The organism is Serratia entomophila (genome assembly GCF_021462285.1).
GTDB classification, from domain to species: Bacteria; Pseudomonadota; Gammaproteobacteria; order Enterobacterales; family Enterobacteriaceae; genus Serratia; species Serratia entomophila.
This window is the reverse complement of sequence record NZ_CP082787.1, coordinates 4,916,563-4,937,229: the sequence shown is the minus strand read 5'-3', so window position 1 is coordinate 4,937,229 and position 20,667 is coordinate 4,916,563. Positions and strand designations below refer to the sequence as shown.

Annotated in this window: 21 protein-coding genes; 13 read left to right on the top strand and 8 right to left on the bottom strand. The window is 58.2% G+C overall.

Features of this window, described 5'->3' with window-relative positions:
* The first annotated feature begins 8 nt into the window (after nucleotides 1-8).
* Both envC and KHA73_RS23585 read left to right on the top strand, forming a co-directional pair.
* Complete coding sequence (gene envC, locus KHA73_RS23590; protein ID WP_234587168.1) at nucleotides 9-1,343, top strand: murein hydrolase activator EnvC; 1,335 nt, start codon at nucleotides 9-11, stop codon at nucleotides 1,341-1,343.
* 2 nt (nucleotides 1,344-1,345) lie between these two features.
* The gene (locus KHA73_RS23585; protein ID WP_234587167.1) at nucleotides 1,346-2,308 is read left to right on the top strand and encodes a divergent polysaccharide deacetylase family protein; all 963 of its coding nucleotides are present in this window, start codon (nucleotides 1,346-1,348) and stop codon (nucleotides 2,306-2,308) included.
* A gap of 39 nt (nucleotides 2,309-2,347) precedes the next feature.
* On the opposite strand, the gene tdh is transcribed toward KHA73_RS23585, so the two are convergent.
* Together tdh and kbl are read right to left on the bottom strand one after the other, a co-directional pair.
* Nucleotides 2,348-3,373: an L-threonine 3-dehydrogenase gene (tdh, locus tag KHA73_RS23580; protein WP_234587165.1), complete on the bottom strand. Its 1,026-nt coding sequence runs from the start codon at nucleotides 3,371-3,373 to the stop codon at nucleotides 2,348-2,350.
* 9 nt (nucleotides 3,374-3,382) lie between these two features.
* Nucleotides 3,383-4,579 carry a glycine C-acetyltransferase gene (gene kbl / locus KHA73_RS23575; protein WP_234587163.1) on the bottom strand — a complete coding sequence of 399 codons (1,197 nt, stop codon included), beginning with the start codon at nucleotides 4,577-4,579 and terminating at the stop codon, nucleotides 3,383-3,385.
* Nucleotides 4,580-4,819: 240 nt separating this feature from the next.
* Between kbl and rfaD the strand changes: the two genes are divergently transcribed.
* From rfaD to KHA73_RS23550, 5 genes are read left to right on the top strand one after another with little or no spacing between them, the layout of a single operon-like run.
* Complete coding sequence (rfaD, locus tag KHA73_RS23570; protein ID WP_234587162.1) at nucleotides 4,820-5,749, top strand: ADP-glyceromanno-heptose 6-epimerase; 930 nt, start codon at nucleotides 4,820-4,822, stop codon at nucleotides 5,747-5,749.
* Nucleotides 5,750-5,771: 22 nt separating this feature from the next.
* Nucleotides 5,772-6,818 (top strand): ADP-heptose--LPS heptosyltransferase RfaF, encoded by a 1,047-nt coding sequence (rfaF, locus tag KHA73_RS23565; RefSeq protein WP_234587161.1) that lies wholly within the window; start codon nucleotides 5,772-5,774, stop codon nucleotides 6,816-6,818.
* 2 nt (nucleotides 6,819-6,820) lie between these two features.
* The gene (rfaC, locus tag KHA73_RS23560) at nucleotides 6,821-7,792 is read left to right on the top strand and encodes a lipopolysaccharide heptosyltransferase RfaC (protein WP_234587159.1); all 972 of its coding nucleotides are present in this window, start codon (nucleotides 6,821-6,823) and stop codon (nucleotides 7,790-7,792) included.
* Nucleotides 7,792-8,694: a sugar glycosyltransferase gene (locus KHA73_RS23555; RefSeq protein ID WP_234587157.1), complete on the top strand. Its 903-nt coding sequence runs from the start codon at nucleotides 7,792-7,794 to the stop codon at nucleotides 8,692-8,694. Before rfaC ends, KHA73_RS23555 begins: the two co-directional genes overlap by 1 nt.
* Complete coding sequence (locus KHA73_RS23550) at nucleotides 8,678-9,847, top strand: O-antigen ligase family protein (protein ID WP_234587155.1); 1,170 nt, start codon at nucleotides 8,678-8,680, stop codon at nucleotides 9,845-9,847. Before KHA73_RS23555 ends, KHA73_RS23550 begins: the two co-directional genes overlap by 17 nt.
* Before the next feature lie 51 nt (nucleotides 9,848-9,898).
* Here KHA73_RS23550 and KHA73_RS23545 read toward each other — a convergent pair whose 3' ends face one another.
* Nucleotides 9,899-11,002, bottom strand: a complete 1,104-nt coding sequence (locus tag KHA73_RS23545; protein ID WP_234587153.1) for a glycosyltransferase family 9 protein — start codon at nucleotides 11,000-11,002, stop codon at nucleotides 9,899-9,901.
* A 1-nt stretch (nucleotide 11,003) separates the two neighbouring features.
* Nucleotides 11,004-11,960: a polysaccharide deacetylase family protein gene (locus tag KHA73_RS23540; protein WP_234587151.1), complete on the bottom strand. Its 957-nt coding sequence runs from the start codon at nucleotides 11,958-11,960 to the stop codon at nucleotides 11,004-11,006.
* A 211-nt stretch (nucleotides 11,961-12,171) separates the two neighbouring features.
* Between KHA73_RS23540 and rfaQ the strand changes: the two genes are divergently transcribed.
* The 3 genes from rfaQ to KHA73_RS23525 are packed head-to-tail and all read left to right on the top strand — an operon-like array spanning nucleotide 12,172 to nucleotide 15,478.
* Nucleotides 12,172-13,254, top strand: coding sequence for a putative lipopolysaccharide heptosyltransferase III (rfaQ, locus tag KHA73_RS23535; protein WP_234587150.1), 1,083 nt, complete (start codon nucleotides 12,172-12,174; stop codon nucleotides 13,252-13,254).
* Nucleotides 13,251-14,378: a glycosyltransferase family 4 protein gene (locus KHA73_RS23530; RefSeq protein ID WP_234587148.1), complete on the top strand. Its 1,128-nt coding sequence runs from the start codon at nucleotides 13,251-13,253 to the stop codon at nucleotides 14,376-14,378. Before rfaQ ends, KHA73_RS23530 begins: the two co-directional genes overlap by 4 nt.
* A 2-nt stretch (nucleotides 14,379-14,380) precedes the next feature.
* A complete protein-coding gene (locus KHA73_RS23525) occupies nucleotides 14,381-15,478 on the top strand; it encodes a glycosyltransferase (protein ID WP_234587146.1) in 1,098 nt (365 codons plus the stop codon).
* 33 nt (nucleotides 15,479-15,511) lie between these two features.
* Here the strand turns inward: KHA73_RS23525 and KHA73_RS23520 are convergent, their stop codons facing one another.
* A complete protein-coding gene (locus KHA73_RS23520; RefSeq protein WP_234587144.1) occupies nucleotides 15,512-16,525 on the bottom strand; it encodes a glycosyltransferase family 9 protein in 1,014 nt (337 codons plus the stop codon).
* 125 nt (nucleotides 16,526-16,650) lie between these two features.
* Here KHA73_RS23520 and waaA point away from each other — a divergent pair, with 125 nt between their 5' ends.
* The 3 genes from waaA to coaD are packed head-to-tail and all read left to right on the top strand — an operon-like array spanning nucleotide 16,651 to nucleotide 19,191.
* The gene (gene waaA, locus KHA73_RS23515; RefSeq protein ID WP_234587143.1) at nucleotides 16,651-17,928 is read left to right on the top strand and encodes a lipid IV(A) 3-deoxy-D-manno-octulosonic acid transferase; all 1,278 of its coding nucleotides are present in this window, start codon (nucleotides 16,651-16,653) and stop codon (nucleotides 17,926-17,928) included.
* Entirely contained in the window at nucleotides 17,929-18,702 is a 774-nt protein-coding gene (locus KHA73_RS23510) for a glycosyltransferase family 2 protein (protein ID WP_234587141.1), read from the top strand.
* 3 nt (nucleotides 18,703-18,705) lie between these two features.
* Entirely contained in the window at nucleotides 18,706-19,191 is a 486-nt protein-coding gene (gene coaD, locus KHA73_RS23505; RefSeq protein WP_234587139.1) for a pantetheine-phosphate adenylyltransferase, read from the top strand.
* Here coaD and mutM read toward each other — a convergent pair whose 3' ends face one another.
* The 3 genes from mutM to rpmB form a co-directional block, all read right to left on the bottom strand.
* Nucleotides 19,192-20,007: a bifunctional DNA-formamidopyrimidine glycosylase/DNA-(apurinic or apyrimidinic site) lyase gene (gene mutM, locus KHA73_RS23500; protein ID WP_234587137.1), complete on the bottom strand. Its 816-nt coding sequence runs from the start codon at nucleotides 20,005-20,007 to the stop codon at nucleotides 19,192-19,194.
* A gap of 80 nt (nucleotides 20,008-20,087) precedes the next feature.
* Entirely contained in the window at nucleotides 20,088-20,255 is a 168-nt protein-coding gene (gene rpmG / locus KHA73_RS23495; protein ID WP_004392084.1) for a 50S ribosomal protein L33, read from the bottom strand.
* Nucleotides 20,256-20,266: 11 nt separating this feature from the next.
* Nucleotides 20,267-20,503: a 50S ribosomal protein L28 gene (rpmB, locus tag KHA73_RS23490; protein ID WP_004931195.1), complete on the bottom strand. Its 237-nt coding sequence runs from the start codon at nucleotides 20,501-20,503 to the stop codon at nucleotides 20,267-20,269.
* Nucleotides 20,504-20,667: the final 164 nt, after the last annotated feature.

The window sequence follows — 20,667 nt, the reverse complement described above, 5'->3', positions numbered from 1 at the left end:
CCTTCTCCATGAGGGAGAAGGCGTTTTTTGCACTATCAAGGGTAACCCGAAGCGCAAACGCAGGCAGCCAACCGCTGCCTGAACGCACTGCGCCAAGGAAGTTGACCGCCATGTGCGCCAGCGTATTTTGCGCTGGCGTCTTGCTGTTGCCGCTCGCCGGCCAGGCGGCGGAAGACAACAAAACCCAGCTTAAAGACATCCAGCAGAGCATCGCCGAAAAAGAAAAGGCGGTGAAACAGCAGCAGCAGCAGCGCAGCTCGCTGCAGGATCAGCTCAAGCAGCAGGAAAAGACCATCGCTCAGGCCAGCCGCCAACTGCGCGACACCCAGAGCACGCTCAGCCAGCTGGGCAAAGACATTTCCGGCCTGAACGCCTCCATCGCCAAGCTGCAAAAACAGCAAACCACTCAGCAGGATATCCTCGCCAAACAGCTCGACGCCGCCTTCCGCCAGGGGCAGCACAGCGCAGTGCAACTGATCCTCAGCGGTGAAGAGAGCCAGCGCAGTGAACGCATCCTGGCCTATTTCGGTTATCTGAACGAAGCGCGGCAGAAAACCATTGAAGAGCTGAAGCAGACCCGCGCCGAGTTGGCGAAGCAGAAAACCACGCTGATCGCCAAGCAGGGCCAGCAGAAAACCCTGTTGGGCGCACAGCAAACCCAACAGCAGAAGCTGGAACAGGCGCGCGGCGCCCGCAAGAAAACGCTGACGGCGCTGGAAGCCTCGCTGGAGAAAGATCAGCAGCGGCTGGTGGAACTGCGCCAGAACGAAACCCGCATGCGCGACAAGATCGCCCGCGCCGAACGCGAAGCCCGCGCCCGCGCGGAACGCGAAGCGCGTGAAGCCGCCAGGGTGCGCGAGCAGGTGCGCGCCAAGGAACAGCAGGCGAAGAAAACCGGCACCACCTATAAACCAAGCGAGGCCGATCGCTCACTGATGGCCCGCACCGGCGGTCTTGGCCGCCCGTCCGGCCAGGCGATATGGCCGGTTCGCGGCCGCACGTTGCACGGTTTCGGTGAACAGCTGCAGGGTGAGCTGCGCTGGAAGGGCATGGTGATCGAAGCAAGGGAAGGCAGCGAAGTGAAAGCCATCGCCGACGGCCGCGTGTTGCTGGCCGACTGGCTGCAGGGCTACGGCCTGGTGGTGGTGGTTGAGCACGGTAAGGGCGACATGAGCCTGTATGGCTACAACCAGAGCGCGCTGGTCAACGTCGGGGCGCAGGTGCGCGCCGGCCAGCCGATTGCTCTGGTGGGCACCAGCGGCGGTCAGGGAACGCCGTCGCTCTATTTCGAAATTCGCCGCCAGGGTCAGGCGGTTAACCCACTGCCGTGGTTGGGAAGATAGATTTGCGCTATTTCAAAACCCGTACTGCCGTCTTGGCTGGCTGTCTGCTGCAGGTTTATGCCGCGCAGGCAGGGAAACTGTCCATCGTTATCGATGATGTAGGCTACCGCCCGCACGAGGAAAACGCGGTGCTGCAGATGCCGACGGCGATCTCGGTCGCCGTGCTGCCGAATGCGCCCCATGCCCGCCTGATGGCCACTCGCGCTCACAGCCAGGGCCGCGAAGTGCTGATCCACATGCCGATGGCGCCGCTCAGCAAACAGCCGCTGGAGCGCGATACGCTGCAACCCTCCATGAGCAGCGAAGAGGTGCAGCGCATCATCCGCAACGCGGTGAATAACGTGCCTTACGCCGTGGGCATGAATAACCATATGGGCAGCGCCATGACCTCCAGCCTGCCGGGCATGCAGAAGGTGATGGTGGCGCTCGAAAGCTATCGGCTTTATTTCCTCGACAGCATGACCATCGGCAACAGCCAGGCGACCCGCGCCGCGGCGGGCACCGGCGTGAAGGTGATCAAACGCAAGGTGTTCCTCGACGATACCGCCAGCGAAGCCGATATCCGCCGCCAGTTCAACCGCGCGGTCGAATTGGCGCGGCGCAGCGGTTCCGCTATCGCCATCGGCCATCCGCGCCCGGCGACGGTGAAAGTGCTGCAGCAGATGCTGCCGACGCTGCCCGCCGACATCGTGCTGGTCAAGCCCAGCTCGCTATTGAATGAACCGCAGGGCGGCAGCGGCGGCGGCTACGTTCCACCACCGGTCAAACCGCAGAAACCGCAGCCGAAGAATCCGTTCACCGGCGGCATCAAACAGTGCAAGGTCAAACCAGCGAAGGAAAAAGTCAACGCCGGCACCGTGCTGGGCGTGATTGGCGACAGCGTGGCGGCCTCGCCGCCGGCGGCATTCATCAAACGCCAATGGCAGCGCTGGACGCATAGCGGGCAAGACAAACCGAAAGCATAAAAAAAGGGCCGGAATTCCGGCCCTTTTTATCGCTATCGATTAATCCCAGCTGAGTATCACTTTGCCGGATTTGCCGGAGCGCATGGCGTCGAAGCCCTGCTGGAACTCGTCGATCGAGAAGCGGTGCGTGATGATCGGGGTCAAATCCAGGCCAGACTGGATCAGCGCCGCCATCTTGTACCAGGTTTCGAACATTTCACGGCCGTAAATCCCTTTGATGAACAGCCCTTTGAAGATCACCTGGTTCCAGTCGATCGACATGTCCGACGGCGGAATGCCCAACATGGCGATGCGCCCGCCGTGGTTCATCGCATTCAGCAGGGTGCGGAACGCCGGCGGCGCGCCGGACATTTCCAGCCCGACGTCAAACCCTTCGGTCATGCCCAGTTCCGTCATCACGTCGTTCAGGTTTTCTTTGCTGACGTTCACCGCGCGGGTCACGCCCATCTTGCGCGCCAGCTCCAGGCGATATTCGTTGACGTCGGTGATCACCACGTGGCGCGCGCCGACGTGCTTGCACACGGCCGCGGCCATGATGCCGATCGGGCCGGCGCCGGAAACCAGCACGTCTTCGCCGACCAGGTCAAACGACAGTGCGGTGTGCACCGCGTTGCCGAACGGGTCGAAGATCGAGGCCAGCTCGTCGGAGATGTTGTCCGGGATCTTGAAGGCGTTGAACGCCGGGATCACCAGATATTCGGCGAAGCAGCCCGGGCGGTTGACGCCCACGCCGATGGTGTTGCGGCACAGATGGGTGCGGCCGCCGCGGCAGTTGCGGCAATGGCCGCAGGTGATATGGCCCTCACCGGACACGCGATCGCCAAGGCTGAAACCTTTGACTTCCTGCCCGATCGCCACCACTTCACCCACGTATTCGTGGCCGACCACCATCGGAACCGGAATGGTTTTCTGCGACCATTCGTCCCAGTTGTAGATATGCACATCGGTGCCGCAGATCGCGGTTTTGCGGATCTTGATCATGATGTCGTTGTGGCCCAGCTCCGGCTGCGGCACATCGTTCATCCAAATGCCTTCTTCCGCCTTCAATTTTGACAATGCTTTCATGGTTTTACCTTATGCAATAACGCCAAGATCTTTACCGATACGAATAAACGCCTCAACGGCGCGCTCAATTTGCTCCGGGGTGTGGTCTGCGGACATCTGGGTGCGAATGCGCGCCTGGCCTTTCGGCACCACCGGATAGAAGAAACCTGTTACATAAATGCCTTCCTTGAGCAGAGCATTGGCGAAATCCTGCGCCAGCTTGGCTTCACCCAACATCACCGGGATGATGGCGTGATCGGCCCCGGCCAGTTCAAAACCGGCCGCGGTCATTTTTTCGCGGAACAGGCGCGCGTTGGCCCACAGGCGATCGCGCAGCGCATCCCCTTGCTCCAGCAGCTCCAATACTTTGATCGACGCGGCGACGATCGCCGGCGCCAGCGAGTTGGAGAACAGATACGGGCGTGAACGTTGGCGCAGCCACTCCACCACCTCTTTTTTGGCGGCGGTGTAGCCGCCGGAGGCACCGCCCAGCGCCTTGCCCAGGGTGCCGGTAATGATATCGACGCGGCCCATCACTTCGCAGTATTCATGGGTGCCGCGCCCCTGTGCGCCGACAAAGCCAACCGCGTGCGAGTCGTCCACCATGACCAGCGCCTGATATTCGTCCGCCAGATCGCACACCCCTTTCAGGTTGGCGATCACGCCGTCCATCGAGAATACGCCGTCGGTGGCGATCATGATGTGGCGCGCGCCGTCGACCTTGGCCTGCTTCAGCTGCGCGGCCAGCTCGTTCATGTCGTTGTTGGCATAGCGGTAACGCTTAGCCTTGCACAGGCGCACCCCGTCGATGATCGACGCATGGTTCAGCGCGTCGGAGATAATGGCGTCTTCCGGCCCCAGCAGGGTTTCGAACAGCCCGCCGTTGGCATCAAAACAGGAGGAGTACAGGATTGCGTCTTCCATGCCGAGGAAATCCGCTAGCTTCCGCTCCAGCTGCTTATGGCTGTCCTGGGTGCCGCAAATGAAGCGCACCGACGCCATGCCGAAACCGTGGCTGTCCATACCGGCTTTGGCCGCGGCGATCATCGCCGGGTGGTTGGCCAGGCCCAGGTAGTTGTTAGCGCAGAAGTTGATGACATGACGACCGTCGGCAACGGCGATATCCGCCTGCTGCGCCGAAGTGATGATGCGTTCTTCCTTGAACAGCCCTTCGCTGCGGGTGGTGACAAGTTGTTGTTCCAACTGCTGATAAAAAGACGCGGACATTCGGTTATCTCCAGGATTGGCCTATTTCCAACATATTTTACTGATTTGTAACCAAACTGACGAGAATCCGCAGGAGAGAATATGAAAAATGCAGCAGATATCACGGCAAATCACCGCCGTCGTCGGCAATGCGGGATATTCAGAGCCCTTCCGATGTTTGCAGCCACATGAAATGCTATTATAAGCGGCATTAAGCGTGGGGCATTGTGCCCCACCAGGCAGATTAACAGGGGTAACCCAATGATTATCGTCACTGGCGGCGCCGGTATGATTGGCAGCAATATCATTAAAGCACTGAATGATAAGGGATACCGCGATATCCTGGTGGTGGACAACCTGAAAGACGGCACCAAGTTTGTCAACCTGGTCGATCTGGATATCGCCGACTATGTCGATAAAGAAGATTTTATCGCCAGCATCGTGGCCGGCGACGATCTGGGCGAAATCGAGGCGGTATTCCACGAGGGCGCCTGTTCCGCCACCACAGAGTGGGACGGCAAGTACATGATGGACAACAACTATCAGTACTCCAAAGACATCCTGCACTACTGTCTGGACCGCGAAATCCCGTTCCTGTACGCCTCTTCCGCCGCGACCTATGGCGCCCGTGAAGAATTTATCGAAGAACGCCAATATGAAGCGCCGCTGAACGTTTACGGCTACTCCAAGTTCCTGTTCGACCAGTACGTGCGTGAAATTCTGCCTGAGGCGGATTCACAGGTCTGCGGCTTCCGTTACTTCAACGTCTATGGCCCGCGCGAAGGGCACAAAGGCAGCATGGCCAGCGTCGCCTTCCATCTGAACAACCAGATCAATCGCGGCGAAAACCCGAAATTGTTCGCCGGCAGCGAAAACTTCAAGCGCGACTTTATCTACGTCGGCGACGTGGCGGCAGTCAATCTGTGGTTCTGGGAAACCGGCAAATCCGGCATCTTCAACTGCGGTACCGGCCGGGCGGAAAGCTTCCAGGCGGTGGCCGATGCGGTGGTGGACTTCCACCAGAAAGGTGCCGTGGAATCCATCGAGTTCCCGGAAAAGCTGAAAGGCCGCTATCAGGCTTACACCCAGGCCGATCTGACCAAGCTGCGCGCCGCCGGTTACAATGCGCCGTTCAAAACGGTGGCGGAAGGCGTGAAAGAGTACATGGCCTGGTTAAACCGCACCGCATAAGCTGAAGGAATTGACGCTGGGTATGAAAATACTGGTTATCGGCCCTTCATGGGTTGGCGACATGATGATGTCGCAGAGTCTCTACCGCACCCTGAAGGCCGAGCATCCCTCGGCGGAAATCGATGTCATGGCACCGGCCTGGTGCCGCCCATTGCTGGCGCGCATGCCGGAAGTCAACCAGGCGTTGGCGATGCCGCTGGGCCACGGCGCCCTGGCGCTCGGCGAACGCCGGCGTCTCGGCCACAGCTTGCGCGCCAACCGCTACGATCGCGCCTATGTGCTGCCCAACTCGTTCAAGTCGGCGCTGGTGCCCTTCTTCGCACAGGTGCCGCAGCGCACCGGCTGGCGCGGCGAGATGCGCTATGGCCTGCTGAACGACGTTCGCGTGCTCGACAAAGCGGCGTTCCCGCTGATGGTGCAACGCTATGTCGCGCTGGCCTATGACAAAGAACGCATTCAACGCGCCGAGGATCTGCCTCAGCCGTTGCTGTGGCCGCAGCTGCGGGTCAGCGACGAAGAGATCGCCGAAACCACCGCCGCGTTCAACCTCACCGACCATCGGCCGATTATCGGCTTCTGCCCAGGCGCGGAATTCGGCCCCGCCAAGCGCTGGCCGCACTACCACTACGCGGCGCTGGCGCAGATGTTGATCGATCAGGGTTATCAAATCGCGCTGTTCGGCTCGGCGAAGGACCATGAGGCCGGCGAACAGATCCGCAGCGCGCTGCATGAGGACGCCCGCGACTGCTGCATGAACCTGGCCGGAGAAACCCAGCTGGAACAGGCGGTGATCTTGCTCGCCTCCTGCCAGGCGGTGGTCAGTAATGACTCGGGATTAATGCACGTTGCCGCTGCGTTGAATAAGCCCCTGATAGCCTTGTATGGCCCGAGCAGCCCGGATTTCACGCCGCCGTTATCCGATAAGGCCAGGGTGATCCGTTTAATCAGCGGTTACCATAAGGTGCGTAAAGGCGATGCCGATCAGGGCTATCATCAAAGCCTGATCGATATTCAGCCGCAGCAGGTGTTGGAAGCGCTGACGCCGTTACTTGTCGCCAGCGAGGAATAATCATGCAGGTGTTGATTGTAAAAACCTCCTCGATGGGGGACGTGCTCCACACGCTTCCCGCGTTAACCGACGCCATGCAGGCCATTCCCGGCCTCCGTTTCGACTGGGTGGTGGAAGAAGGCTTCAGCCAGATCCCCACCTGGCACCCGGCGGTAGACCGCGTGATCCCGGTGGCGATACGCCGTTGGCGCAAAAACTGGTTTGGCAGCGAGACCCGGCAACAGCGCTGCGATTTCAAACGCGAGGTGCAGCAACGCAACTACGATCTGGTGATCGACGCGCAGGGGTTGATCAAAAGCGCCGCGCTGGTCACCCGAATCGCCAAGGGCAGCAAGCATGGCCAGGACTGCAAAAGCGCCCGCGAGCCCTTCGCCAGCTGGTTTTACAACCACCGCCATGAGATAGACAAGCAACAGCACGCGGTGGAACGCACCCGCGAGCTGTTCGCCAAAAGCCTGGGCTACGGCAAACCGGCAAGCGTGGGCGATTACGCCATCGCCGCGCGGTTTCTCAGCCAACCGCCGGCAGACGCCGGGCAATATCTGGTGTTTTTGCACGCCACCACGCGTGACGACAAACACTGGCCGGAACAAAACTGGCGCGATCTGCTTGAGCTGACGGCGAACAGCGGGCTGAAGGTCAAACTGCCGTGGGGCGCCGAACATGAGCGCCAGCGCGCGCTGCGGCTGGCGGAAGGCTTCGCGCACGTTGAAGTGCTGCCGAAGCTCAGCCTGCAGCAGGTAGCCGAGGTGCTGGCCGGCGCCAAAGGGGTAGTTTCGGTCGATACCGGCCTTAGCCACCTCACCGCCGCGCTCGACAAACCGAACGTCACGCTGTTTGGCCCGACCGATCCCGGGCTGATCGGCGGCTATGGTAAGAATCAGCACGTCTGCCGCCCTGAACAGAGCAACAATATGGCGGATATCCCGGCAAAAACGGTCGCCAAGCTCATTCACGACAGGATGCTGACTTAATGGGGACTTTTTTCAAGCAGATCTATCGCTATACGCACCCCCGCGCCTTCCGGCATAACGAAAATATCTGGCCCTACGTCAAGATCCAGCGCGCCGCCAGCGGGGAAATCATAGCACTGCATTACCGGCGCAAGCAGGTGCCCCTGGCACAGTTAAGCGATCTCAAAGGGCGTTTTGCCGGCGACGTTCTGCTGGCCGCAACTGGCCCTTCGGTCAAAAATCTGCGTCTGGAAAAATTTCCCGCCATGCCGGCGATGGGGGTCAACGGTGCCTATTTTCTGCACGAGCGCGTTGACTTCAGATTCTATGTTATTGTCGATATGGGGTTTATCGATAAGAAACCGGAGCTGATCGCCGATATAATCGACGATCAGCAGCTAACGCTGTTCACCACGCCGCACGGCGTGGTCAAAATCATCGAAAAATTCAGCCTGGAACGGATAAAATGCCGTTTTGCGGTGATAGAAGACGCCGCATTTAAAATTTATCAGCCCAAGATTACCAATGAAGAGCTGTGGCCGGCCTATCGCGATAACCCTGATGTCATCTTTGCCGCCGACCGAAAGGATATCGCCTTTAACTACGATATTCGCAACGGCGTCTTCGATGCAGGCACCGTCGCTTACTGGGCGTTACAACTACTGACTTTCCTCGGCTTTGAGCGGTTGTATATCATCGGTCTGGATATGAACAATTTTCACCAGCCACGCTTTTATGAAGCCGCAGAGAATAAACTACCGACCGAACTGGAAAACAAGGTCGACGAATTGGTCATGCCCGCTTTCCAGCTCGCCAGCCAGCTGATGAAAGCTAAAAATATCACTATAAAAAATCTTTCTGTCGCCAGCGCTATTAGCAGTGACATTTTCGACAAGGTCGATCCCGATGAATTTTTCAAATAACACCTTTCGTCCACAAAAACTGTACGTGGCCTTTTTTTTTCTTTTTTCCTTTTTCAGCGCTATTTTTTGTAACTATACCAAGGTTAATAACCTGTTCCACCTGGCGGCCATTTTTTTCATTATCACGCTGTACCTCGATAAAGACCTTCGATTGTCTTTCTGGCGCAATAAGGAAGTGTGCTGCGGCCTGGGCTTTGCCACCGCAATGCTGTTCTACTTCTCCCTAAGCAATCTATGGTCGAACGATCCGGCCAATATCGAGTCCACCCTAACACACAGCCTTTATCTGTTGCTCTATCTGGCCATGCTGATTGCCACGCTTAACGGCCCCCGGCGCAATCTGTTGTTAACCTGCATTGTCCTGGGGTTAACAATTCTGTGCTTGTACTCCATCGCCTTTGATTATCAAGACATGCTAGTCAGCCGGCAGGTATCAAAAAGTAACCCCGGGCCGGGAAACGTTATTGATTTGTCCGGTCTGGCGGGGCTCGGCATTATTCTCAGCCTGAGCCTGTTCAGTGCAAAACACAGCAGGGCCATCTTGATAACCATCCCGATACTTTTCGGCACCATGCTGCTCACTCAAAGCCGCGGGCCGGTTCTGGCCTTATTGATTGCCCTGGCGGCGACACTGCCTTACAACCGCTTGAAACTGAAACATGTCGTCGGTTTTCTCGTCGCATTGGTTGCCATTGCCGCAGCGATTTTGCCCACGGAGATGGGGCAGTTGATGCTAACCCGGCTCGAAGAGATGTATGCCCAGAGCTTCTTGCGTTTGAGCATCTGGCGCCACACGTTCGAACTGGTGGCCCAGGCGCCCTATTTTGGCTACGGCTTCGACTATGAATTGACCTTTACCAATTACTCTGGCGAATTTATCCGCACGACTCACAGCCTTTACTGGGGCACATTGTTGAAAGGCGGGTTGGTAGGATTAGGGCTGTTATTGGCGCTGTTGAGTTACTGCGGCGTTCTGGCGGTACGGCGCCTGCGCAGCGGCATGCGGCTCGAGGCGGCGCTGTTGGTCTTCATGCTGCTGTTTTATGTTTCACAGGGCATGTTCGTCGTGGGTAATCCATCTGAATCCTGGTACCTCTTTTGGTTCCCGCTGGGGGTCGTTATGACCGCCCGGCGGCATTCGCGCGAGGTCTGACAGAAAACTGCGCCGCCCTACACCAGGTGCGGCGCCGTCTTTTTAACACGCTCAGCTGCTCGGCTGTTCGCCGAGCAGCTGAGTCACCCTTGCCATTACCTCATGGCTGGTGATGATGCTTAAGGGCTGGCGGCGCTGTGCTTCACTGAGCTGCTGCGCTTCAACCGGCACATGCATCACCTGATGCAGTTCGGGATTCTGATAGGGGCCGGTTTGCTGCGGATCGGCCGTCACGAACAGGCTGACGGTTTTGGTCTTCAGTGCGATAGCCAAATGCAATGGCCCGGTATCCCCGGTCACCAACGCATCCATGTTCTTTATCACGCCCAGCAGTTGCGGCAGCGTGGTTTTCCCAATATAGCTGACCACCCGGCGCTGCTCGTCCGCCGTCAATCCCGCCATAAACTCGTGCTCAATCGTCCGTTCTTTTGGCGTGCCTATCAGGGCAATCTGGTAATCTGGCGAAAGCGTCAGCAGCATTTTCGCCAGGCCGATAAAGTTGCCTACCGGCCAACAACGCAGCACCTCGGAAGCCCCCATTTGAAAACCGACCACGATGCTGCCCGGCTGTTTCTGCTGCAGCGGGAAATCGACCGGGATAAACATTTCTCGATTTTGCGCATCACAACCCAATAGGCCGACCAAATCCAGTTTGCGTTGGATAAGATGCCCCCGGTCGCGAATGCTGATGCCGGTAAGCCACTGCTCCATGCCACCCAGATCGTTTTTATAGGCGTCTTTAAACACATACTCGCAGCCGGAAAATATCGCCGTGAGGATATCGTACGGCGCCTTTGAATGCAGTATCACCGCCAGCTGCGGCCGATTCTTCCTTAGCTGGAGGATGACGCCAAGCATGTCTTTGGCCTTGTGATCCCAATAGATGACGTTATTAAAATAGCTGCAGGTGCCAACCAGCCCGCCGTTCTTATAGCTGGAAATCAGGGTGATCTTGGCGTTGGGATAGCGTTCGCGGATCGCGCGAATCGCTGGCGTATTAAACATCAGATCACCCAGCGCAGTAGTCGAAAAAATAGCAATGCGTTCAAACTCACGACTTTTGTCAAACGAACCTTTATCTTTAAAATTACTGCCAAATTTTGTATAAAGCCGCAGGCAGGCGTTCGCCAGCTTTACTTTCCATTGCTTCGACATTTCAATTCACTTTAAGTTGATAGTACTCGGCCAGCGTCATGCCCACCGTACGCTGCTGCAACCAGGCAAACAGCTGCTCCAGATCGCGGTACAGCCCGTCAATATCCTGCTCGGTTTTAAACGTTGGGCTGCCGCCGGGCATAAATTCGGAGGAGTGCAGCATAAACTCTACGTAATCATGCCCCTGCGCCAGCGATGCCTCCGCAACCCCTTTCATCTTTTCCAGGTTGCCGCCGCTGGGCCGCAGCCAGTGGACCGAAGGTGAACGCCGCTTGCCGCGCAGCCGATCGTAACCCTGCCTGAAGGCGTTCATCAGCGCCGAATGTTTGTACTGGATGCTCATCGGCACCTCCAGCAACGACGACGCGCCCGGCTTGGCGATATTTTGCGGATCGATAAAATACGCCTGCGACGGGAAATGGCGATAGTCCGTACCGCCGTTGCCCTGCGGGTTGCCTGGAGAGAACTGCCAGTTGACCCGCGGCGTGACCGAACAGTCCACCTGATAGCCGTATTCCAGCAGCAGCGAAGCATAGTATTCGTTGAAGGCCCAGCGGCCGGCGCGGTGGCTGAGCATTTTGGTCTGGAAGGCATCCTCCAACAGTTTGGTCATATGATCGACCTTGGCGCGTATCTGATCGGCAGGGTACTCGATCAGATAAGGCTTATGCCGCCAGTCGTCGTCGGTCAGCGGAGAGAGCGGCGGGCTGTTCCAGGCGTGCAGATGCATGCCCACTTCGCCGGCGCCGCGCGCAATCACATCGCGAGCGAACTCGACGTAGCCCGGATCCATCGCCATTTCATAGTTGGTGAGATAAACCGGCTTGAAGGCGTATTTCTCGCAAAGTGCCTGAAAGCGCGGCAGAAAACGCGTGTTTTCGGTGGAAATGCGATCGTGGTTTTGCCACAGATTGTCGCCTTCGGTATCAATAGTGATCAGAAACGCCGGTTTAGTCATGAATATCGAGCCTGATATCAACAGAATGCATTATGTTACGCAGGCCGTTTCACCAGAGCAAACGACTTTGCTGCCTGGTTTGGACAACGTTGAGGGGTTTTCGTCCCCGAACGCGGCTATTTTTTTGCTTCCCGGCAAGAAAGCCGTGCAACAGTAGCCACATGCGATCCGGTCATTTAGAATCAAAGATTGGTTTCCCTGAAAGCGACTCATGATGAACGACGCGCCAGCCCTAACTTCTGCCCCACCCGTACAGCGTATTCTGATCGTTAAACTGCGCCACCATGGCGATATGTTGCTGATCACCCCAGTCATCAGCAGCCTGCGGCAAAACTACCCGCAGGCGCAGATCGATGTGCTGCTGTATCAGGAAACCCGGGAGATGCTGGCCAGTAATCCGGAGTTGTCGACCATTTTCGCCATCGATCGCCAATGGAAAAAACAGGGCACCCGGGCGCACCTGCGCCACGAACTGGATCTGCTGCGCCGCCTGAAGGCCCAGCGCTACGATCTGGTGGTCAACCTTGCCGATCAGTGGCGCAGCGCCATTCTCACTCGTTTGACCGGCGCGCGCATCCGCCTGGGCTTCGACTTCCCCAAACGCCGCGGTTTCCTGTGGCGCCATTGTCACACTCAACTGGTGCCGGTGAGCGATCACGCCCGCCTGCATACCGTGGAACAAAACTTGTCGCTGCTGGCCCCCCTGCAGCTGCCGACGATAAGCCAGCGGGTCACCATGAGCTATGAGCCGCAGGACTGGCAGGCCAGCCTGCAGCTGTTGCAACAGCAGGGCGTGACCGGCGGTTATATCGTGGTGCAGCCCACCTCGCGCTGGTTCTTTAAATGCTGGAGCGAAGAAAAAATGGCCGCCACGATCGCCGCGCTGCAGGCCGACGGCCACCAGCTGGTGATTACCTCCGGGCCAGACGCGCGGGAAAAAGCCATGGTGGAGCGCATTCTGGCGCTCTGTCCGCCGCAGGGCGTGGTATCGCTGGCCGGCCAGTTGACGCTGCGCCAGCTGGCCGCCCTTATTGACCACGCAAAGCTGTTTATCGGCGTGGATTCGGTGCCGATGCACATGGCCGCCGCGCTGCAAACGCCGTGTATTGCGCTGTTCGGCCCTTCCAAGCTGACCTTCTGGCGGCCGTGGCAGGTTATCGGCCAGGTGATTTGGGCCGGCGACTTCGGCGAACTGCCCGATCCGGACGCCATCAATACCGGCACCGATGAGCGTTATCTTGACCTTATTCCTACAGACGCGGCGATCGCAGCCGCGCGGAGCACGCTGGCATGAAAGCATTTCGTTTGGCGATCGTCCGCCAAAAATACCGCCCCGACGGCGGAGCTGAGCGTTTCGTCTCACGCGCCCTCGAGGCGCTGGAGCAGCAAGATCTCGATCTGAACGTCATTACCCGCGAATGGCAGGGCGACGCCAATCCCAATTGGCACATTCACCTGTGCAACCCGCTGAAAATCGGCCGCATCAGCCGTGAACGGGGCTTCGCCGAAGCCGCCCGAACGCTGTGGCAGAAAGAAGACTTCGATTTGGTGCAAAGCCATGAGCGCATTCCCGGCTGCGATATCTACCGCGCCGGCGACGGCGTGCATCGCCGCTGGCTGCTGCAGCGCGCGCGCCTGCTGCCCGAATGGCGACGCAAATGGCTGTTTTCCAATCGCTATCACCGTTACGTGATGTGCGCAGAGCGCGCGATGTACGCCGCCCCGGAGCTGAAAGCCGTCATCTGCAACGCCGAGATGATCAAACAGGAAATCATCGATGACTTTGGCGTGCCCGCCGATAAAATCACGGTGATCTACAACGCCATCGACAACCAAAAATTCCTGCCCGCCGATGCCGAACAACGGCAGAGGCTGCGCGAGCAGTACCACATTCCCCAACAGGCGCACTGCCTGATTTTTGTCGGCTCCGGTTTTGAACGCAAAGGCCTGGCGGCCGCGATCCGTGCGGTGGCCGCCACGGGCAGCCATCTGCTGGTGGTCGGCAAGGACAAGGCCGAAAAACGCTATCGGGCGTTGGCTCAGTCACTGGGCTGTGGCGATCGCGTGCACTTTATGGGCGTGCAGAAGCAGACGCTGCCGTTTTATCAGGCGGCGGACGCGCTGCTGCTGCCGACGCTCTACGACCCCTTCCCCAATGTGATTCTGGAAGCGATGTCGTGTGGCCTGCCGGTGATCACCAGTACCACCTGCGGCGGATCCGAGTTTATCACCCCCGGGCAGAACGGCTTCGTCACCGATGCCCTCGACGTTGCGGCCATCGTCGAGGCGATTCAGGCCCTGCCGCGCCAGGCGTTGGGTTCCGCCATGGGCGAAGCGGCAAGATTGCGTATTATGCCGGCCACGCCGGCGCATCTCTCGGAACAGCTCATCTCCCTGTATAACCGACTACTGGACTAGCTATGCGTATTCTGATGATTATCGACGGCCTGCCCGGGGGCGGTGCGGAAAAAGTGGTGCTGACCCTGTGCCAGGGCATGCAGCAAATGGGTCACGCCGTCAGCCTGATTTCGCTGCGCGACGTCTGTAAATACCCGATCCCGGCAGGTATCGATTATCAGGTCGTGGCCGACCGCAGCCGCGCACCGTGGCGCAAGCTGACCGAGCTTTCGCGCCGTGCCGCCGCGCTGGATCTGACGATCGCCGAACATGAGCGGCAACATGGTGCCTTTGATCTGGTGTTTTCCAACCTGCACAAGACCGATCGCATCGTCAGCCGCAGCAAGCTGCTGGCTTCGGATCGCCTGTGGTTTTGTATTCACGGCATTTTATCCACCTCCTATCTCGGCCACCGCAAGGGGCTGGACCGTTGGCTGAAGCAACGCAAAATCGCCGCCGTCTATCAGGATCGCAACATCGTCGCCGTTTCGCAGGCGGTGGGAGACGATCTGCAGCAAAACCTGCCTATCCGCCCGCATCGGCTGGCGGTGATCAACAACCCCTTCGATATCGCCGCCATTCAGCAATTGGCGGCGGAGCCCTGCGAACTGGCGGGGCAGGATTATCTGGTTCACGTCGGCCGCTTTCACCCGCACAAGCGGCACGATCGCCTGTTGAAAGCCTATGCGCAATCCGGCATCCAGGCGCCTCTGGCGCTGATCGGCGCCGGCAGCGATACCCAGATGGCGGAAACCAAACGGCTGGCGGAAGCACTGGGCATTGCGGATCGCGTGCGGTTTCTCGGTTTCCAGGCCAACCCCTACCCGTTTATCCGCAACGCGTCGCTGCTGGTGCTCAGCTCCGACAGCGAAGGGTTCGGCAACGTATTGGTGGAAGCCCTGCTGTGCGACACACCGGTGGTCAGCACCCGTTGCCCGGGGGGGCCTGCGGAAATTATGGAAAAAGCGGGGATGGCCAAGGCGCTGGCGGAGTTAAATGAAAGTTCGCTGGCGGAAAAAATGGCGGAAGTTTATGCCAACCCGCCGGAAATTAATCATCAGCAGTTGCTGAACTATGGCCTTGAGCCTATTTGCCGGCAATATCTGGCGCTGAAGAAATAAATAAGGCAGGGAGTTCCCTGCCTTATTTTTAAATTAATGGAATTCCTGCATTTTCCGCCAGACGTCGTCAACGGAAACATCAACGCAATCGCCCGACTCGCTTTGCAAAATATGATAGCGGCCAGACCAGGGATGCCAGGACTCTTTATCCGTATCGCCAAAGAACACCACCATATCCTTATTCAAGGCCGCGGCCAGATGCATCTGCCCGCCGTCGCTGCACAGCACCTTATCGCATAAATCGAAACCGCCCAGCAGCTCGCGCACCGACGCCGTCGGGTAAAGCGCCACCCGTTCATTTTTGCACTGCGCCAGCAGCTGCTCCGCACGTTGCCGATCGCCGATGTCATCCGGCGCCAACGTGCCTTCCGGCGACCAGAAAATCAGCACGCCGGTATCCGGCTCGGCAACCAGGCGATTGATAATTTCCGCATAACGCTCTATCGGCCAGCGCCTTTTCGGGCTGCGGCTGCTGATGTGCACTGCGCATATCCGGCCAACCGACGGCAGCAGTTTTTGCCGCCGCTGCGCCGCCTGCTCCTGCTCTTCCGGCGTCAGAAATACCCGCACCGGCGGCACCGGGATAGGCCGATCGGTAATAGCCGACAAGTAGCTGTAGGTGCGCTCGACCTGATGCTTGCCGCCGAAGTCTTGCTTACTGAAAGGATGATGAATATCAGGCGTGCCCAAATCGGCGCCGATGATATTGGTGGCGCCGGCCATTTTCGCCAGGCGCAGGCTGTATTTACAGGGAACCGGGTTAGCCAGAATCACGGCATCGAATTTTATTTTTCTCAGCTGGAGGAAAATCATCATCCGCTCAAAATAAACCCCTAATGTGGTTTCATTTTTCGCCTTATGCTTGGCTTTTTTATAAACGAAAACCTGCTCAAGGTGCGGGTTGTTTTTAACAACATCCTGGCTGACTTTATTGATCAACAGATAAAGCTTGGCGTCCGGATAGGCAATTTTCACCCCTTCAATCAGAGGGGTAGTGCAAACAAGATCGCCGATATTGTCGCGGCGGATAATTAAAATATTCTTCATTCCAAGCCTGTCAGCGAAATCACTCGCCTGTTGTCCGAAACTGACACCCAAGGTTACCAAATTAGCGCCTTTCCCTTCCAGTTATGGTACTATTCTGAATAACCCATATAAATGAAATTGATAGAATGTTGCTGCGTTTATATCAGGTACTACTCTACCTCATCCAACCCCTGATCTGGCTCCGCTTACTGCTGCGCAGCCGCAAAGCTCCAGCCTACCGTAAACGCTGGGCAGAGCGCTATGGCTTCTGCGCCGGGAAAGTCGTACCGGGCGGCATCATGCTGCATTCCGTCTCCGTCGGCGAAACGCTGGCCGCCATCCCGCTGGTGCGGGCGCTGCGCCACCGCTATCCCTATTTACCGATAACTGTGACCACGATGACCCCAACAGGTTCAGAGCGCGTGCAGTCCGCCTTCGGTAAAGATGTCCATCACGTCTATCTGCCTTACGATCTCCCCGGCTCCATGAACCGTTTTCTCGACCAGGTGAATCCCAAGCTGGTGATCATCATGGAAACCGAGCTGTGGCCTAACCTGATTAACGCTTTGCACCAGCGACAGATCCCGCTGGTGATCGCCAATGCGCGCCTCTCGGCGCGCTCGGCCGCCGGCTATAAAAAAATCGGCGGCTTTGTCCGCGACATGCTGCGCCGCATTACGCTGATCGCCGCGCAGAATCAGGAAGACGGCGATCGCTTCGTTGAACTCGGCCTGAAACGCTCACAGCTGACCGTGACCGGCAGCCTGAAGTTCGATATCTCCGTCACCCCGGAACTGGCCGCCCGCGCCGTTACGCTGCGCCGCCAATGGGCGCCGCGCCGGCCGGTATGGATCGCCACCAGCACCCATGAAGGCGAAGAAAGCATTCTGCTGGCGGCGCACCGCAAGCTGCTGGAAAAACACCCTGACCTGTTGCTGATCCTGGTGCCGCGCCATCCGGAGCGCTTCCCGACCGCCAAAGAGCTGGTGCAAAAAGCCGGCTTCAGCTACACCTTGCGCAGCAGCGGCGAGATCCCGTCCGGCAGCACCCAGGTGGTGATCGGCGATACCATGGGCGAACTGATGCTGCTTTACGGCATTGCCGATCTGGCCTTTGTCGGCGGCAGCCTGGTCGAACGTGGCGGCCATAACCCGCTGGAAGCCGCCGCTCACGCCATTCCGGTGCTGATGGGGCCGCATATCTTCAACTTCAAGGATATCTGCGCCAAGCTGTCGCAGGCCGAAGGGCTGATCACCGTAACCGATGCAGACTCGTTGGTGAAAGAAGTGGAAACCCTGCTGACCGACGAAGACTATCGCCGTTACTATGGCCGCCATGCGGTGGAAGTGCTGTATCAGAATCAGGGAGCGCTGCAGCGCCTGCTGCAGCTGTTGGAACCGCACCTGCCGCCCCGGAGCCATTGAATGAGCAGCCGCAAAAGCCTGTCGGTGGTGATGATAGCCAAGAACGAAGCCGGCCTGCTGCCGGACTGCCTGCGCTCTGTGGCCTGGGCAGATGAAATCGTCGTGCTCGATTCCGGCAGCCAGGACGGCAGCGTCGCCATTGCCGAAAGCATGGGGGCGAAGGTGTTCACCCATACCGACTGGCAGGGCTTTGGCAAGCAGCGTCAGCTGGCGCAGCGCCATGCCAGCCACGAGTACATTCTGATGATCGACGCCGACGAGCGCGTGACGCCCGAACTGCGCCAATCCATAGAGCAAGTGCTGGCAGCGCCGGACGACGGCGCCGTTTACAGCTGCGCTCGTCGCAATCTGTTCCTCGGCCGCTTTATGCGCCACAGCGGCTGGTACCCGGATCGCGTCAACCGGCTGTACGCCAACCAGCATTATCGTTATAACGACGATTTGGTGCATGAGTCGCTCAGCATCGGCAACGCGAAGGTGGTGCCGCTCAGCGGCGATCTGCTGCACCTGACCTGCCGCGATTTTTTCGCCTTCCAACGCAAGCAGCTGCGCTACGCCGAAGAGTGGGCCAACCAGCGCCACCAGGCCGGCAAACGCTGCGGGTACCTGTCGATTCTCACCCACACGCTCGGCGCCTTCTGCAAAACCTGGCTGCTGCGCGCCGGCTTCCTGGACGGTAAACAGGGGTTGCTGTTAGCGGTGGTCAACGCGCAATATACCTTCAATAAATATGCCGCATTATGGGCATTGGGCCGCAACTACTCAGAGAAGTGAATCATGACCAGCAAAGCCATCTATCCCGGGACCTTCGATCCCATGACCAACGGCCACCTGGATTTAGTGACGCGCGCGTCATTGATGTTCGATCACGTGATTTTGGCCATCGCCGCCAGCCCGAGTAAAAAACCGCTGTTCAGCCTGGAAGAGCGGGTAACGCTGGCGACCCAGGTCACCTCGCATCTGAACAATGTCGAGGTGCTGGGCTTCAGCGAGCTGATGGCGCACTTTGCCGCCCATCAGAATGCCAATATCCTGGTGCGCGGCCTGCGTGCGGTGTCTGACTTTGAATACGAGCTGCAGCTGGCCAACATGAACCGCCACCTGATGCCGACGCTGGAGAGCGTGTTCCTGATGCCTTCCGAAGAGTGGTCGTTCATCTCCTCCACGCTGGTGAAGGAAGTGGCCCGCCACGGCGGCGATATCGCGCCCTTCCTGCCGGATGTGGTCACCCAAGCGCTGATGGAAAAGCTCGCCGCCCAGTAATCAGCGCTGGCAGCGGCGGCAGAAGAAGGTGCTGCGCTGCCCGTGTTTGGCGGATTCGATCGGCGTGCCACACGCCCGGCAGGGTTCACCGGCCCGGCCATACACCTGCAACTCCTGAGCGAAATACCCCGGTTTGCCGTCCGATTGCAGGAAGTCGCGCAGCGTGGTCCCCCCTTGCTCGATAGAGCGCAGCAGCACCGCCTTGATGGTTTCCGCCAACAGCGCCGCTTCCGCCTTGCTTAACGATCCCGCCTGACGATCCGGCAGGATCCCGGCGGTAAACAGCGATTCGCTGGCGTAGATATTGCCCACCCCCACCACCAGCTTGTTGTCCATCAGCCAGGGCTTGATCAGGGTGCGTTTGTTGCGGGATTTATCATACAGGTAGGCACCGTCAAACGCCTCGCTCAGCGGTTCCGGCCCCAGATGCGCCAGCACATTGCTGGCAGCCAGATCCTCACACCACAGCCAGGCGCCGAAACGGCGCGGGTCGGTATAACGCAGGATCATGCCATTGCTGATCACCAGGTCGACATGGTCGTGCTTGCCCGCTTGATCCTCGTTTTCCTCGCGCAGCATGCGCAGGCTGCCGGACATCCCCAAATGGACGATAATCCAGCCGTGCTGCAGCTCGATCAGCAAATATTTGGCCCGCCGCTGCACGCTGAGCACCTTCTGGTCGCTCAGCGTCAGGATTTGCTCGGAGACCGGCCAGCGCAGGCGCGCGTTGCGCACCACCGCGTACTGAATGCTGTGGCCGACAAGATAAGGTTCAATACCGCGTCGGCTGGTTTCAACCTCTGGTAATTCAGGCATCTGGCGCTCCCCCGTCTTTTGCTACCCTTTATAAAACAAAAAACCCGGCCGAGGCCGGGTTTTTCATTAATCCACTAAAATTATTTAATTTTAGCTTCTTTGTAGATCACGTGCTGGCGGACAACTGGATCGAATTTCTTCAGTTCCAATTTTTCCGGCTTAGTACGCTTGTTCTTCGTGGTGGTATAGAAGTGACCAGTACCAGCAGAAGAAACCAGCTTGATCTTCTCGCGAACACCTTTAGCCATGATGCAGTTCCTTAATACTTCTCACCACGGGCACGCAGATCGGCCAAGACCGTCTCAATACCCTTCTTATCGATAACACGCATACCTTTAGCAGATACACGCAGAGTTACAAAGCGCTTCTCAGCCTCAACCCAAAAACGGTGTGAGTGCAGGTTAGGCAGAAAACGGCGTTTGGTCGCGTTCATTGCGTGGGAACGGTTGTTACCGCTCACCGGGCGCTTGCCAGTAACTTGGCAGACTCGGGACATGTCTATTCTCCAAAAATCAAATCAGCTCGAGCTTCGTATAGGGTATGGCCGCCTCGTCAGGCTTTTAGAGCCCATCTCAGCAAACTTCATACTGAGGAGACTCTCGTCATCAGGTCAGAAACCACACATCAGGTCAGAAACCTGCTGAGATAGGCTCTTACGCC